The sequence below is a fragment of the Massilia sp. LXY-5 genome, assembly GCF_059801075.1.
Map to the genome: position 1 here is coordinate 259,716 of NZ_JBNNEH010000005.1, position 15,338 is coordinate 275,053.

At 64.2% G+C, this 15,338-nt stretch carries 15 protein-coding genes; 10 read left to right on the forward strand and 5 right to left on the reverse strand.

Annotated elements, in window-relative coordinates; all coding sequences use genetic code 11:
- The first annotated feature begins 2 nt into the window (after positions 1–2).
- From cyoB to ACI48I_RS16270, 6 genes are read left to right on the forward strand one after another with little or no spacing between them, the layout of a single operon-like run.
- The gene (gene cyoB, locus ACI48I_RS16245; RefSeq protein WP_193685772.1) at positions 3–2,006 is read left to right on the forward strand and encodes a cytochrome o ubiquinol oxidase subunit I; all 2,004 of its coding nucleotides are present in this window, start codon (positions 3–5) and stop codon (positions 2,004–2,006) included.
- A complete protein-coding gene (gene cyoC, locus ACI48I_RS16250; protein WP_193685773.1) occupies positions 1,999–2,646 on the forward strand; it encodes a cytochrome o ubiquinol oxidase subunit III in 648 nt (215 codons plus the stop codon). Before cyoB ends, cyoC begins: the two co-directional genes overlap by 8 nt.
- The gene (gene cyoD / locus ACI48I_RS16255) at positions 2,643–3,053 is read left to right on the forward strand and encodes a cytochrome o ubiquinol oxidase subunit IV (protein ID WP_498574782.1); all 411 of its coding nucleotides are present in this window, start codon (positions 2,643–2,645) and stop codon (positions 3,051–3,053) included. Before cyoC ends, cyoD begins: the two co-directional genes overlap by 4 nt.
- The gene (locus ACI48I_RS16260) at positions 3,050–3,874 is read left to right on the forward strand and encodes an SURF1 family protein (protein WP_498574783.1); all 825 of its coding nucleotides are present in this window, start codon (positions 3,050–3,052) and stop codon (positions 3,872–3,874) included. Before cyoD ends, ACI48I_RS16260 begins: the two co-directional genes overlap by 4 nt.
- Positions 3,858–5,201: an ATP-binding protein gene (locus tag ACI48I_RS16265; RefSeq protein WP_498574784.1), complete on the forward strand. Its 1,344-nt coding sequence runs from the start codon at positions 3,858–3,860 to the stop codon at positions 5,199–5,201. The genes ACI48I_RS16260 and ACI48I_RS16265 overlap by 17 nt, the downstream gene beginning before the upstream one ends.
- A complete protein-coding gene (locus tag ACI48I_RS16270) occupies positions 5,194–5,742 on the forward strand; it encodes a response regulator transcription factor (protein ID WP_193685777.1) in 549 nt (182 codons plus the stop codon). Before ACI48I_RS16265 ends, ACI48I_RS16270 begins: the two co-directional genes overlap by 8 nt.
- Positions 5,743–5,754: 12 nt before the next feature.
- On the opposite strand, the gene ACI48I_RS16275 is transcribed toward ACI48I_RS16270, so the two are convergent.
- From ACI48I_RS16275 to ACI48I_RS16285, 3 genes are all read right to left on the reverse strand, one after another.
- Entirely contained in the window at positions 5,755–6,282 is a 528-nt protein-coding gene (locus ACI48I_RS16275) for a DUF2726 domain-containing protein (protein ID WP_498574785.1), read from the reverse strand.
- Positions 6,283–6,435: 153 nt separating this feature from the next.
- A complete protein-coding gene (locus ACI48I_RS16280; RefSeq protein WP_498574786.1) occupies positions 6,436–6,927 on the reverse strand; it encodes a GAF domain-containing protein in 492 nt (163 codons plus the stop codon).
- 86 nt (positions 6,928–7,013) lie between these two features.
- Positions 7,014–7,358, reverse strand: a complete 345-nt coding sequence (locus ACI48I_RS16285) for a DUF5710 domain-containing protein (protein ID WP_498574787.1) — start codon at positions 7,356–7,358, stop codon at positions 7,014–7,016.
- A gap of 208 nt (positions 7,359–7,566) precedes the next feature.
- On the opposite strand from ACI48I_RS16285, the gene ACI48I_RS16290 reads away from it, so the two are divergent.
- Positions 7,567–8,208 carry a hypothetical protein gene (locus tag ACI48I_RS16290; RefSeq protein WP_498574788.1) on the forward strand — a complete coding sequence of 214 codons (642 nt, stop codon included), beginning with the start codon at positions 7,567–7,569 and terminating at the stop codon, positions 8,206–8,208.
- Between the two features lie 14 nt (positions 8,209–8,222).
- On the opposite strand, the gene ACI48I_RS16295 is transcribed toward ACI48I_RS16290, so the two are convergent.
- Positions 8,223–8,984, reverse strand: a complete 762-nt coding sequence (locus ACI48I_RS16295; protein ID WP_498574789.1) for a ZIP family metal transporter — start codon at positions 8,982–8,984, stop codon at positions 8,223–8,225.
- 128 nt (positions 8,985–9,112) lie between these two features.
- On the opposite strand from ACI48I_RS16295, the gene ACI48I_RS16300 reads away from it, so the two are divergent.
- The 3 genes from ACI48I_RS16300 (at position 9,113) to ACI48I_RS16310 (ending at position 13,072) form a co-directional block, all read left to right on the forward strand.
- On the forward strand, positions 9,113–10,528 hold the full coding sequence (locus ACI48I_RS16300) for a metallophosphoesterase family protein (protein ID WP_498574790.1): 1,416 nt from the start codon (positions 9,113–9,115) through the stop codon (positions 10,526–10,528).
- A 232-nt stretch (positions 10,529–10,760) separates the two neighbouring features.
- Positions 10,761–11,945 carry a cation:proton antiporter gene (locus ACI48I_RS16305; protein WP_498574791.1) on the forward strand — a complete coding sequence of 395 codons (1,185 nt, stop codon included), beginning with the start codon at positions 10,761–10,763 and terminating at the stop codon, positions 11,943–11,945.
- A 2-nt stretch (positions 11,946–11,947) separates the two neighbouring features.
- Entirely contained in the window at positions 11,948–13,072 is a 1,125-nt protein-coding gene (locus tag ACI48I_RS16310; protein WP_193685784.1) for a YbdK family carboxylate-amine ligase, read from the forward strand.
- Positions 13,073–13,179: 107 nt separating this feature from the next.
- On the opposite strand, the gene ACI48I_RS16315 is transcribed toward ACI48I_RS16310, so the two are convergent.
- Positions 13,180–15,207, reverse strand: a complete 2,028-nt coding sequence (locus ACI48I_RS16315; RefSeq protein ID WP_498574792.1) for a hypothetical protein — start codon at positions 15,205–15,207, stop codon at positions 13,180–13,182.
- Positions 15,208–15,338: the final 131 nt, after the last annotated feature.

Sequence of the window (15,338 nt, forward strand, 5' to 3'; positions counted from 1 at the left end):
CCATGCAAGACTCATTTGACTTGACGAAGCTTATCTTCGGACGGCTCAGCTGGGACGCGATTCCGTTCCATGAGCCGATCCTGCTCGCTACCTTCGCGGGTGTGCTGGTAGGCGGTGCGGCCCTCGTCGGCCTCATTTCCTACTTCCGCCTGTGGGGCACCTTGTGGCGCGACTGGATTACCAGTATCGACCACAAGAAAATCGGCATCATGTACATGATCCTCGGCCTCGTGATGTTCCTGCGCGGCTTTGCCGACGCGCTCATGATGCGCGCCCAGCAGGCCATTTCCTTCGGCGACAACGCCGGCTTCCTGCCGCCGCACCACTACGACCAGGTCTTCACCGCCCACGGCGTGATCATGATCTTCTTCGTGGCGATGCCCTTCGTGACCGGCCTGATGAACTACGTCGTGCCGCTCCAGATCGGCGCGCGCGACGTGGCGTTCCCGTTCCTGAACAACTTCTCGTTCTGGATGACGACCATGGGCGCCGTGCTGGTCATGGCCTCGCTGTTCGTCGGCGAATTCGCGCGTACCGGCTGGCTGGCCTTCCCGCCGCTGTCGGGCATCCTGGCAAGTCCGGGTGTCGGCGTCGACTATTACATATGGTCATTGCAGATTGCGGGCGTAGGAACATTGCTGTCCGGGGTCAACCTGATCGTCACCATCGTCAAGATGCGCGCGCCGGGCATGGACCTGATGAAGATGCCTGTCTTCACCTGGACCTCGCTCTGCACCAACATCCTGATCGTCATGTCCTTCCCGATCCTGACCGCCACCCTGGCGATGCTGGGCATGGACCGCCTGTTCGACACCAACTTCTTCACGGCCGACAAGGGTGGTAACGCCATGCTGTACGTGAACCTGATCTGGATCTGGGGCCACCCGGAGGTGTACATCCTGATCCTGCCGGCCTTCGGCATCTTCTCCGAAGTCGTCTCGACCTTCTGCGGCAAGCGCCTGTTCGGCTATACCTCGATGGTGTACGCCACTGTCGTGATCATGATCCTGTCCTACCTGGTCTGGCTGCACCACTTCTTCACCATGGGTTCCGGCGCGAGCGTCAACTCGTTCTTCGGCATCACCACGATGATCATCTCGATCCCGACCGGCGCGAAGATCTTCAACTGGCTGTTCACGATGTACCGCGGCCGCATCCGCTTCGAACTGCCGATGATGTGGACCGTGTCGTTCATGCTGACCTTCACCATCGGCGGCATGACCGGCGTGATGCTGGCCATCCCGGCGGCCGACTTCGTATTGCACAACTCGCTGTTCCTGATTGCGCACTTCCACAACGTCATCATCGGCGGCGTGCTGTTCGGCCTGTTCGCTGGCTTCAACTACTGGTTCCCGAAGATGTTCGGCTTCAAGCTGAACCGTTTCTGGGGCCTGGTCTCGTTCTGGCTGTGGTCGATCGGTTTCTGGGTTGCCTTCCTGCCGGGTTATATCCTGGGCTTCATGGGCGTCACCCGCCGCTCGAGCCACTTCGAAGATCCTGAAATGCAGTGGCTGTTCGTCATCTCCTTCATCGGCACGCTGATGATCGCCGGCGGTATCGCCGCCCTGCTGATGCAGATCTTCGTCTCCTGGCGCGACCGCAAGAAGAACGTCGACGTCACCGGCGACCCATGGGATGGCCGTACGCTGGAGTGGGCGACCTCGTCGCCACCGCCGGACTACAACTTCGCCTTCACGCCGGTCGTGTACGACAACGACACCTACGCCGACATGAAGAAGAACGGCTGGAAGCGTCCATTGACCGATTACGTCGCGATCCACATGCCGAAGAACACCTGGGCCGGCTTCGTGATCTCGGCGCTGTCGATGGTGCTCGGTTTCGCGATCATCTGGCACATGTGGCTGCTGACCGGCCTCGCGTTCTTCGCGATGATGGTGGCAACCATTGCCCACACGTTCAACTACAAGCGTGACTATTACATTCCGGCGGAGGAAGTGACCCGTACCGAGAATGCACGCACTAAATTGCTGGAAGCCCATGTCTGAAATTAACGCAACCCTCAGTGCGCAAAACGGCGGCGTGACCGGCGCCGACGCCGGCTCGCGCTACCACGTGCGCGAGCACCATCCGGAACACGGCACCATGCTCGGTTTCTGGATCTACCTGATGAGCGACTGCCTCATCTTCGCCAGCCTGTTCGCGACCTATGCTGTCCTGGGCCGTAACTACGCCGGCGGGCCATCGGGCGCGGAACTGTTCAACCTGCCGCTGGTGGGCCTGAACACGGCCTTCCTGCTGGTGTCGTCGATCACCTTCGGCTTCGCCATGATCTCGGCGCAGTCGAAGAACCTCGGCCGGGCCCAGCTCTGGCTGGCCGTGACCGGCATTCTCGGCGCCTGCTTCCTGGGCCTGGAAATGTACGAATTCGTCGAGCTGATCCACGAAGGCGCCGGCCCGTCGCGCAGCAGCTTCCTGACCGCGTTCTTCTCGCTGGTCGGCACCCACGGCCTGCACGTGCTGTTCGGTATCGTCTGGCTCGTGACGCTGATGTTCCAGCTGGCCAGGCATGGCCTGTCGGTCGAGAACCTGCGCCGCATGGCTTGCCTGTCGCTGTTCTGGCACTTCCTGGACGTCGTCTGGATCTTCGTATTCACCTTTGTTTACCTGATGGGGACGCTGCCATGAGCGAACATCACAACCACGGTCACGACGACCACGGCCACGGCCACCATGACGCGCACGCAGTGCACTACAGCCTGAAGGACTACTCGATCGGCTTCGCGCTGGCCGTGATCCTGACGGTGATCCCGTTCTGGCTCGTCATGGGCAACATCCTCGATCCTTCGATGACGCGCTTCGTCATCATGGGCTTCGCCGGGGTCCAGGTCGTCGTCCACATGATCTATTTCCTGCACATGAACTCGAAGTCCGAGGGCGGCTGGAACATGATGGCGCTGATCCTGACCATCGTCCTGCTAGGCATCGTCCTGTCGGGTTCGATCTGGGTCATGTACCACATGAACGCCAACATGATGCCCGGCATGGGCGACGCAGCGGCCGTCACCGGCCACGGCACCCACGACATGCCATGACGGACCGGCACGGTCCGGGAGAGGGCGCCCCGGCAACAGGGCGCAATTCAAGCGTCGCCAGGCTGGTCCTGGCGGTAATCGGACTCTTCCTGATCGTGCTGTTTGCGGGGCTGGGGACCTGGCAGGTGCAACGCCTGTCCTGGAAACTGGCCCTGATCGAACGCGTGGAGACACGCGTCGGCGCACCGGCGGCGGCTCTGCCGCCGGCAACGCGCTGGTCTTCCATTTCAAAAGAGTCCGACGAATACCGGCACGTAGCGCTCGCCGGGCACTTCCTCTACGAATACTCGACGCCGGTGCAGGCGGTCTCCGAACTGGGAGCCGGCTTCTGGCTCGTCACGCCGCTGTGCACGCCTGACGGCAGCATCGTGCTCGTGAACCGGGGCTTCATTACCGCCGACCAGGCGCGCGGCCGCTATCCGGCGCGCAGCGCGGGCGGCAATCCCTGTGCCGCCGCCGCCGGCCCGGCGCACCGCCTCACCGGCCTGTTGCGCATCACCGAACCCGGCGGCGGCTTCCTGCGCGATAACGATGCCGCCGGCAATCGCTGGTTCTCACGCGACGTCAAGGCCATCGCCACCGCGCGCGGCCTGAGCAATGTCGCCCCGTTCTTTGTCGATGCGGCGCGGGCGCAGGACCCCGCCGACGCCCCTGAACATCCAGTCGGCGGCCTGACGGTCATTTCCTTCCAAAACAATCACCTCGTGTATGCGATCACTTGGTATGCTCTTGCTTTGATGGTCGCCGGTGCGTTGTGGTACGTCGCGCGCACGGGCGGCAGGGAAACCCGCAAGGCAAGGAACGATGGCAGTAAAGCTTGATCTGTTAACAAAAATAACGCCTTCGATCGCATCCGCGCTCGAGGCGAACGTCGAATACGCCGCCGGCCACAAGAACATGCTGCAGCTCATCGAGCTGCGCTGGATCGCCGTCATCGGCCAGATCACGACGATTGCCGCCGCGATCCTGATCTTCGACGTCAACCTGCCGCTGGTGCACATGCTGCAGGTGCTGGCCTGCCTGATCGCCTTCAACATCGCCAGCCATCTGCGCTGGCACGAACGGCGGCCGGTCGCCAACAGCGAGCTGTTCATGGCCCTGCTGGTCGACGTCGCCACGCTCACCGTCCAGCTCTACCTGTCCGGCGGCACCACCAATCCCTTCGCTTTCCTGTACCTGCTGCAGATCATCATCTCGGCCGTGCTGCTGGAAGCCTGGTCGACCTGGTCGATCGTGTTCGTCACCTTGCTGTGCCTGGCCCTGCTGGCCATCTTCGCCCAGCCGCTCGCGCTGCCCTTCGACCATGCGCGCGGAATCGCCAGCCTGTATGTGCAGGGCATGCTGCTGTGCTTTGCGATCAACGCGGCGCTGCTGGTGATTTTCATCACCCGTATCAGCGGGACCCTGCGCGCCAAGGCGGCCGACCTGGCCGACCTGCGCCAGCGCGCCGCCGAGGAAGACCATATCGTGCGCATGGGCCTGCTCGCTTCCGGCGCGGCCCACGAACTGGGCACGCCGCTGGCCACCCTGTCGGTGATCCTGGGCGACTGGAAGCGCATGCCCGAGTTCCGCGACAACCCCGACCTGCGCGAGGAAATCGCCGAGATGCAGACGCAACTGAAACGCTGCAAGTCGATCGTCAGCGGGATCCTGCTCTCTGCGGGCAGCGCGCGCGGCGAATCGGCGGTGCGCACCACCATCCACACCTTCCTCGACGGCCTGGCCGAAGAATGGGAAGAGCGGCGCCAGGTCGCCGTGTTCGAGTACGAGAACCGGATCGCCGAGGACATTCCGGTCGCCTTCGATTCGGCCCTGAAGCAGACCATCGACAACCTGCTCGACAACGCCTTCGAGGCCTCGCCCGACTGGGTGCGGCTGGAAGCGAGCGTCGAGGACGACACCCTGCACCTCGTCGTGCTCGACAAAGGACCGGGTTTTGCACCGGCCATGCTGAGCCAGTTCGGCAAGCCTTACCAGTCGACCAAGAGCCGCCCCGGCGCCGGCGTCGGCCTGTTTTTGGTGGTGAACGTGGCGCGCACGCTGGGCGGCGGTGTGGCGGCGCGCAACCGCGACGGCGGCGGAGCGGAGGTCAGGCTGACGATTCCCCTCGCGGCGATCGTGCTGAGCGGGGAGGGCGAGCATGTCTGAGCTGTCGCCTGAAACGCCGGTCCTGCTCATCGTCGAGGACGACGAAGCCTTCGCCCGCACCCTGGGGCGTTCCTTCGAGCGGCGCGGCTACCGCGTACTGCACGCGCCCGGTTACGAGGAAGCGGCGAAGGTGCTGGACGAGCACGACCCCGGCTACGCGGTGGTCGACCTCAAGCTGAAGGGCAATTCCTCGGGCCTGAACTGCGTGCAGCTACTGCATGCGCACGACCCGGAGATGCTGATCGTCGTCCTGACCGGCTTCGCCAGCATCGGCACCGCGGTCGAGGCGATCAAGCTGGGTGCCTGCCAGTACCTGGCGAAACCCTCGAACACGGACGACATCGAGGCCGCATTCGGCCACGTGGCGGGCAATGCCGACATCGAAGTCACCAACCGCTCGACCTCGATCAAGACGCTGGAATGGGAGCATATCCACGCGGTGCTGGCCGAGACCGATTTCAATATCTCGGAAGCGGCGCGCCGCCTGGGGATGCACCGGCGCACGCTGGCGCGGAAGCTCGAGAAGCAGCGGGTGAAGTAAGCCCCGCGGGTGTCAGGCGGGGGTCTTGGCTGCGGGAGCCTGGACGGGAGCCGGTGCCGCTTCCGGCGCACCGGGTACCGGACCGCAAATCGCGACCAGGATTGCAGCGGGGGTAGGTTTCGCGCGCGACTGGAAACGGACCGTGCGAATGCCGGCCTGTTCGAGCCGGGAATCGCGCAACTGGTCTTTCGCCGCCGAATGGCTGCGGTCGTCCAGCTCGACGACGGCGACCACGTCGCCGTTCTTCGCGCACACGACGTAATCGGCGCGCTGCTGGGCGATTTTCAACCGGTCGCTGTGGGCGGTTTTCTTGTCGCCGCTGGCGGCTTCGATCAGCGCCGACAGGGCAACCTGCGGAAAAATGTAATGCTCGGGCAGCGCCGCGACGAGCCTGCCGAAAAACTCCAGCTCGTTATCGGTCATCAGTTTCCGGCGACGGTAGGATCCTGTTCGACCTGTTCCTTTCTTGCCTTTCAGCTGAAGGGCAACGACGGCTGCGGCGACAACGAGGAGCAGGAGGGCAAGCAATAGCGTTTTCATGTGCGGACAATCCCATTCTGGCTGACGGTTTTTATCGGAAGCGATATGCCGTCGCGTTAATATGTTTCCCTAAGGAATCACATTATTGCCAAGTCCTGTCGTTTTGTCATCCTTCTTTTGCAGGCAAAAAGCAGCCGGTAAAGCGAACGAGAATCAGCAGACCGCAGTCATGGTCGCCTGCTCCGCCGTCTTCAGCTGTTTCGAAATCAGCTCCGCGAACAGGCGCATGGTCGTCACCGTGGTTTTATTGCTCAGCGATGCAGGGTAAGGATCGAGGCCGCAGAGCGTCCCGAAATACGTGCCGCAGGGGCGGAACAGCGGTACCGAAAAATAGCTCTTGAAGCCATACATGAGCGGCGTCGGATGGTCTTTGTAGACCGGGGAATCGTCGACACTGTCGATGACGATCGCCAGGCCGGTGTCGCGCACGTCTTCGCAGAGCGTGGTCGTCACGTCCAGCGGATCGCCGGGTTGCAGGCCGAAGTCGAGCTGGTCCAGGATGGCGCATGCGGTCCAGGTCGCATCGGTCACGTGGGCGATGCAGATGAAGCGCAGGCCGGTCAATTCGGCCAGTGTGCGCATGATATCGGGAACGGCACTGATGGCCTGCACTTCGGCTACACAATGCTGCAAGGCTTTGTCCAACGGGTGCTCCTGGAATAAAACGGTGAGGATGACATCCTAGCATCCAGCCGGCGCCTGTCCCCGATTAATCGCTCCCTGCCTACTGCTCAGAGCCCCGCCAGCAGCTTGCGCACCGCCTGGTGCGCTTCCAGCCAGCCGCTTTCGATCAGCTTCGGCCGGCACTCGGCGCATTCCTCGAACGGGTTGCAGGCGTGCTGCAGCTCGACATACTTCGATCCGACCACCGGTTTGGCGCCGTGGGCGTCGCGCGAGGAGGGGGCTTTCGGACTGCTGTCGGCGCTGTCGCCGGAGGCGCCGCCGGCGATCCAGCGTGCGAAGGGCTCGCTATCCTTGCCGTCCGGGACGTACCAGCATTTGCGCGTCGGGTTCCAGCGCGCGCCCAGGGACTTGGCTTCGTCTTTTTCGGCGTAGGGGACCTTCAGGAGAATCATGGGTGTGCTTTCGACTGAGCCGCGGTGGTGCGGCGGTCGGTATTGTACGGGGAAGTGGCGCGATGGGGGAGTCCACCCTGGGCTACGCAAGCGGCCGCGGCGCGGATGCCTGCTGCGTTCCGATGCATGCCTGAAGCGGACGGAAATTGTTCAAAAACTTGTTCGAATACGATAATATTATCTTTTAACAACATTTTCGGGAGCGCGTTTGGAACACGAAAGCCACCACCATCATCATGCGCCCAAGACCGGCGTGCGCTGGCTGGACCTCGGCCTGGGCCTGTCGGCCGGGGTCGTCTCGCTGGTCTCGCTCTGGCTCGGCCTGCACTCGGCGCATTCGATGGAAAAGCTCGTCGCCGCGAACAGCTACCCCTACCTGGAACTGATGCGTTCGAACATCTCGACGGTGCGCATGCCCGATTCCGATCGCATGCGCCAGACGGTGACCTATTTCTTCGAGAATAACGGCATCGGTCCCGCGCGCATCGAGTGGGTACAGTTCAACTTCAAAGGCAAGCCGATGCGGGACATGAACGACCTGATCGAAGCCTGCTGTTCGATGGCTGGGTCCGATCTCAGGGCGATCGATACGCGGGGCAATGTAGTAAATGCACTCGTGCGTCCGGGCACCAGCGTCCCGATGTTTACCTGGAACGAGCCGTCGACCCCGAACCCGGCGTTTTATGCGCTGCTCAAGCAGATGAACGACATCACCTTCTCGGCATGCTATTGCTCGGTCTTCGATGAATGCTATGTGCGCAGCGACGACGACCGGAAGCCCCAAGCGGTCGAGCAGTGCACCCCGCCCGCCGTCACCTTCCGCCCAGGCTTCCACCCCAAGGGTGCCTGAACGAGGGATTTCCCTCAGCCGCCCATCTTGCTGAGCGCGAACGCCGCCAGGAAACCCATCACCGTGATCAGGCCCGCGAAATCGTGGGCCTCGTCGAAGGCTTCGGGAATCATGGTATCGGCCAGCATCGCCAGGATGGCCCCGGCCGCGACCGCCGTGGTCGCGGCCACCATTCCCGGCGACACACCTTCGAACAAGGTAAAACCGGCCAGCGCCGACAGGCCCGAGGCCAGCGCGATGCCGCCCCAGATGCCGAAGATGTAGCGCGCGCTGCGGCCGGCCTTCTTCATCCCGGCAGCGCTCGACAGCCCCTCGGGCACGTTCGACAGGAAAATCGCCCACACCGCCACCATGCTGACCTTGCCGCCGCCCAGCATCGACAGGCCGATCACGATCGATTCGGGAATGCCGTCGAGCAGGGCGCCGACCGCGATCGCGGTGCCGCTGCCTCCGTGTTCCCCTTCGGTCGGCTGGCAGCCGGAGCGCTTGCGGTGGCGTGCGCCGCGATGGGCCAGCCACCAGTTCGCCAGGGTATAGACCAGGGCGCCGCCGAGGAAACCGAGCGCCGTCGCCGGGAAGCCGCCCTTGTGGAAGGCCTCGTCCATCAGCTCGAAGGAGAGGGCGGAGATCAGCACGCCGGAACCGAAGGCCATGATGCCCGCCACCATCCGGATCGGCACCTTGAAGCGGTAGCCGACGCCCGCCCCCACCAGCAAGGCGGCTCCTGCCACCAGCCCCCAGAATCCCGCCTGCAGCCACATCGGTATATGTTCCATCGGTTCTCCTTTGTTTTGTCAAAATGTTACGCCGAAGCGCGAAACCGCCGCGTTCGCGAGCCCCGGGCATGCCATGGAACCGTCATAGGGCTGTGGTACATTCGGCACTTTTGCACGGAGCGTAACGCATGACCTCGTCCCCCTTTATCCGGCCGCGTATCAGGATCACAGCGCGGCTGACTGCGCTCGCGCCGGCGCTGCTGCTGGCGGCCTGCGCCGGCCTGGTGAGCGATCCCGGCCCGGACGATGCCGCCTTCGTCGTGATCGGCGAAGACGGCGCCGCCACCGCGCGCCTGGTAACGAGCGCGGCGACCTGTCCGCCGCTGCTGGTCGACAACCGCGCCATGCCGATGCGGGTGCGGGTGCCGAAGTCGAGCATCCCTGCGCGGCCGGGCCAGCCGCACACGCCGCCCTCCAGCGCGATGCTGGCCTGCGAGGCGCCGATCGCGGCCGGTGCAGTCACCGCCAGCGTGGCCGGGCACGATTTACCGGTACCGAAATCGGCGCCGCAGCGGATCGTCGTCATCGGCGACACCGGCTGCCGCCTGAAGGGCAAGGACTTCCAAGACTGTAACGATCCGGCCGCCTTTCCCTTCGCGCGCGTGGCCGCCAGCGCCGCCGCCTTCAAGCCCGACCTCGTGATCCACGTCGGCGACTACCATTATCGCGAAGATCCATGCCCGGCCGGGCGCGCCGGCTGCGCCGGCAGTCCTTACGGCTATGGCTACGACGCCTGGGCCTCCGATTTCTTCACGCCCGCGCGCAAACTCCTCGCGGCCGCCCCCTGGGTGCTGGCGCGCGGCAACCACGAAAACTGCAGGCGCGCCGGCCAGGGCTGGTGGCGCTGGCTCGATCCGCGTCCTTTCCAGGCGGGGCGCGACTGCGATTCGCCGGCCAACGACGCCGTCGGCGAATACAGCGATCCGTATGCCGTGCCGCTGGGCGGCGGCGTCCAGCTGATCGTGTTCGACAGCGCCAACACGAGTTACAAGGGCTTGCCGCCGGGCGACCCGCGGCGCGCGGCCTACGCGGCCCTTTACCGCAAGATCGAGGTGCTCGCGCGCGGCGCGCGCTCCAGCATCGGGGTCAACCATCATCCGGTGTTCGGCGTCGGCGCCCTGCGCGACGAACAGACCGGGGCGGTGAACCTGTTCGGGGGCGATGCCGGCCTGCTGGACGCCTTCGGCGACGTCGATCCCGGCTACCTGCCGTCCAGCGTGGCGATGCTGCTCTCCGGTCACGTGCACCTGTGGGAGCAGGTCAGTTTTGCCAGCAGCCACCCGACCCAGTTCGTGTCCGGCTTCTCGGGTACCTCGGAAGACATCGTGCCGCTGCCGGCCATGCCGCCGCCGGGCATGGCGCCGGCGCCCGGCGCCATCGTCGAGCACATGAGTTCCTGGATCGACGGTTTCGGCTTCATGACGATGGAGAGAACCGGACCCGATGGGTGGCTGGTCCGTGTCCATGACCGCGACGGACTGGAGCGCAATCGCTGCAAGGTAGAGGGCAAAAAGTCGCGCTGCGCGCTGGCGCAGGTGCATTGACCGTCCATACGTTCGCACAAATGTAGTTGCCAAGAATATATATTTGAGGCAATATGGCTGGGTTCGGGGCGCACCGCCAAGGTGGGCTCTCGATCAGCGATGAGACGCGCTTGCGTTTCTTTTGCGCCCCCGGGCCTTCCGGGGGCGGTTTTTTCAGGACCTGCCCAGGTTCTCAATGGGAGGCGCACCGCCCGGTGCACAGCGAGCCTCCCGCCCATCGAGGAGGATGTCCATGCCCGATTACGCCGATCTCGGCCTGCAACTTGCCTGGCCGCTGGCCATCGCGCTGTCCTGGATGGCAGGCGAACTGATTTTCCGCTGGACCGCGCTGCCGCGCATCGCCGTGTATGGCCTCGCCGGCTTCGTGTTCGGCAATCTCGCCGCCGGCTACCTGCCGCCCTCGGAATCGAAGAACTTCATGCTGCTGGCGAACCTCGGCTTCGGCCTGATTCTGTTCGAACTGGGCTACCGCATCAATTTGCGCTGGCTGCGCCACAATCCCTGGATCGTCGCCACCTCGCTGCTGGAAGCGGTGCTGACCTTCGCGGCCGTCTACCTGGTGGTCGGCGCCTGCGGGATGGACATGCTGCCGGCCGCGCTGACGGCCTCGCTGGCGATGTCGAGTTCCCCAGCCGGCCTGTTGCGGGTGCTGAACGAGCAGGGCGCCGCCGGCCAGGTGACCGAGCGCGCCATGCACCTGACCGCTCTGAACTGCGTGATGGCCGTGTTCACCTTCAACGTCGTGGTCGGGATCGGCGTGTTCCAGACCTCGGGCGACCTGGCCCACGCGGCCGGCAGCAGCCTGCTGGTGCTGGGCGCGTCGAGCGTGCTGGGCGCGCTGTTCGGCGCTCTGGTTCCCCTCTGGCTGCGGATGATCAACGCTGCGCGCGACGCCACGCTCGCCTTTGCGCTGGCGGTGGTGCTGCTGGTCGCGGTCACCTATGTGCTGCAGTTCTCGCCGGTACTCGCGGCCCTGACCTTTGGCCTGGTAGCGCGCCACCGCCGCATCGCCCTCAGCCCGGCCCAGCGTAATTTCGGCGTGCTGGGCGACCTGCTGGCGGTGCTGATGTTCTTCTTTGTCGCCACCAGGGTCGAGGTCGAGCACCTGGGCGGCGGCATCGCGCTCGGCCTGCTGCTGGTCCTGGTGCGCGGCCTGGTGAAGGTCGGCGTGTGCACGGCTTTCGCGCGGGTGTCCGGCATCTCGGCGAAAAAGGGCGCCTTGTCCGGCCTGGCGCTCACGCCGATGGCGGTGTTCGCGATCCTGCTGATGGAGCAGACGCGCTGGATCGGCGTCGACCTGTTCGACAGCCTGGCGCCGCTGGCGGCCGTGATGCTGCTGCTCGACGTGCTCGGCCCCGTGCTGACCCAGCGCGCCGTCGTCTGGGCCAACGAAACCCGTCACATCAAGGAGGCGTGAGTATGGCACTCCCACCATTCGCCCAATCGCAATCGCTCACCATGGGCGTCGAGCTCGAACTGCAGCTGGTCAGCCTGTCCGACTTCGACCTGGTCGCGGCTTCGCCCGACATGCTGGAACTGCTGGGACGCGCGCCGTTCCCCGGCAACGTCACACCCGAGATCACCGAGAGCATGATCGAGATTAATTCGAGCGTGCACACCCGGCATGGCGAACTGCTGGCGGAACTGCGCGAGATCCGCGACACCCTGCTGCGCGCCGGCGACCGCCTGAACGTCGGCGTCTGCGGCGGCGGCACGCACCCGTTCCAGCAGTGGTCGCAGCGTAAAATCTTTTCCAAGCCGCGCTTTCGCGAAGTGTCGGCGCTGTACGGCTACCTGGCCAAGCAGTTCACGGTCTTCGGCCAGCACGTCCACATCGGCTGCAAGTCGGGCGACGAGGCTTTGTACCTGCTGCATGCGCTGAACCGCTACATCCCGCATTTCATCGCGCTCTCGGGTTCCTCGCCCTTCCTGCAGGGCAGCGACACCCAGTTCAATTCGGCCCGCCTGAACAGCGTGTTTGCCTTCCCGCTGTCGGGCCGCGCGCCCTTCATCCTCGAGTGGGACGCCTTCCGGCGCGATTATTTCGCGCGCATGGAAAACACCGGCATCGTGCGCAGCATGAAGGATTTCTACTGGGACCTGCGTCCCAAGCCCGAATACGGCACCATCGAGCTGCGCGTCTGCGATACGCCGCTGACGGTGGAGCGGGCGGCGGCGCTGGCCTGCTACCTGCAGGCGCTGTGCCGCTATCTGCTGGAAGGGAACGAGCCGCCGCCGCTGGAAGACGACTACCTGGTCTATAACTACAACCGCTTCCAGGCCTGCCGCTTCGGCCTGGACGGCACGCTGGTGCATCCGCAAAGCCACGAGACGATCTCGCTGCGCGAAGACATCCTCACCACCCTGCGCCGGCTCGCGCCGCATGCGCAGGCGCTGGGCAGCGAGGCGGCGCTGGAGCACATCTACAACGAAACCCATACCGGCAGCGATGCCCACCTGCTGCGCGAAGCGCATCTGGAGGCGGGCAGTACCGAGGGCATTGTGGATGCGGCGCTGCGGCGTTTCCGCGCGGATTGCGACTGAGCGTGGCTGGACAAAGGGTGCTGGTGGAAGGGTGATGCGGTGGAGGCGGACGACGGATCCGGAAAAAGGGGCGTTCACGGCGAATGCCCCTCCATCCCTGCGCAACTTTACCTCGGCTTGACGCTGATGCTGCCGCCCCCAATGACAGTGCCTTCAAGGTTGCTCCCATCGGTGCTGGAATCGAGCTGGTTATCGTAATCCGTCACGTCGGTATCGGTAGCGTCATCGTGGTGCCAGATCTTGATGCGGAAACGGTCGGCTGTCCCCTTGGCGATCCGGTCGCCGTCGACTGCCGTCAGCATGAACTTGTAGCTGCCTGTGCCGTTGATGGTCCCTGTTCCCTTGTATTGGGCGCGCGCACCACCGACGACCAGCCAGTCGTAATCGCTGCTATGGAAGTTCAGTTTGGCAGCCTGGAACTGGAATTCCGTCTCGCCGGAAGGCTTATTGGCGCCGGAAACATACTTCGAGACAAAGCCAAAGCTCGCACGGCCGGTCACCGAAGCATCCTTTCTGTAGGCGCCAGCCGGCGACATGATCCAGCCTCCACCAGTGACAAAGCCGGCGGAGGGGTCATACACGACGACCTGGCGGCTGACCTGGCTCTTCAGGCCGCCGCTATCTGCGAGTTCGATCGTCACATTGTAGATGCCGGCCGCCGTAAACACCCGGGACCCGGTGACGGTGCCGGGAACCGTGCCGTTCTGCTCGGTCACGGTTCCGGTAGTCGTTCCATTGCCTTCCCAGCTCCAGACGGCGCTGTGGGTATCGCTCGTGTTCACGTCGGCAAACCTGACGCTGACGCTGACCGGCGTGCCGACGGCTACAGGGTCGTTTGCAGTGATCGGACTCAAGGTTGCGGCGGTGGGCCCGGGGACATTCACCGCCGGCTTGAGCAATACCCAGCCGGTGTTGCCGTATGCCACGATCAAGCCGGTGTCGGAAATCGCAACTGCATAGTAGAGCTCGACTCCCGGGGCATTGCCCAGACGTGTGTTCAGGTCGATCATCTGGCTGTCTCCGGGGGAGCGGATAAAGGCGCGCGCGCCTCCCTGGCCATATGCATAACCGACCACCTGTCCGGCAGCATTGATGGCACGGGCAGTGGAACGTTCGTACGCACTACCAATCGCGCCCAGGTCGCTCATGGTCGTGCCATCGGACAGGAACGCACGCGAAACCGTTCCATTGAATGAGTCACCCACGACCTGGCCGCTCGCATTGATGGCCACGCCGACCGAATAGGAGCTTGGGCCGCCGAGTGCCCCCAGATCGGTCATGGTTGTGCCATCGGATCGAAACGCGTGGTAGGTGCTGCCGATGGACGAATAACCCGTTACCTGTCCATTGGCGTTGATGGCCTGCGCGTAGGAATAGTTGCCCGGGTTTCCGAGCGCCCCCAGGTCGATCATGGTTGTGCCGTCGGAACGGAAGGCGTGGGAGACGCCGCCGATGTACGAATAACCCGTTACCTGCCCGTTGGCATTGATACCCGTCGCATAGGAATAGGAATAGGAGTAGGCCTGTCCGTCGAGTGCCCCCAGGTCGCTCATGCTTGTGCCATCGGAGCGGAAGGCGTGGTAGTGGACACCATTGTATGAATAGCCCGCTACCTGACCGTTCGCGTTGATATCCGCGGCATACGAATAAGAGGATCCGCCGTCGAGTGCCCCGAGGTCGGTCATGCCTGTCCCATCGGACCGGAACGCATGCACGGTATTCCCGTTATGGGAGTAACCGGTGACAACCCCACTGGCATTGATGGCAACGCCGTAAGAAGGATCGCTTCCGCTGCCGAGGGTGCCCAGGTCGGTCATGGTCGCGCTGTCGGCATCGTAGCGGAACGCGCGCGTGGTATTGGCGGCGCCACTCCAGTCCATGAGGGCGACCTGTCCCCGGTCGTTCAAGACCCGGTTGTCCCAGTAGAGCACCGAGCCGGTCGACGTGATATTGGCGACGGTATAGGTGGCCGGCGTCGCGACAGTGGCAGCGACTGCCGTCGTGGTCGCCGCCAGGCGAGTCCCGCCGGAGGCGGCAGGGTCTCCTGTGCCGCCTCCGCAACCGGCCAGCACGATGCTCAGCACAAGCGCGCCGCTTCGGCTGGCGGGGCATTTACGAATAGAATGGATCAACATGATTGGCTCCCTGGTTCTGGTATCGACACGCCCGGAAAACGGCGTGCATTATCCGGCCCCGGCCCGCCGGACGGGTGACAGTAGTCGCATGACGATTTGCGCCGGCGAGTATTTCGAATGGACTGCGCTGC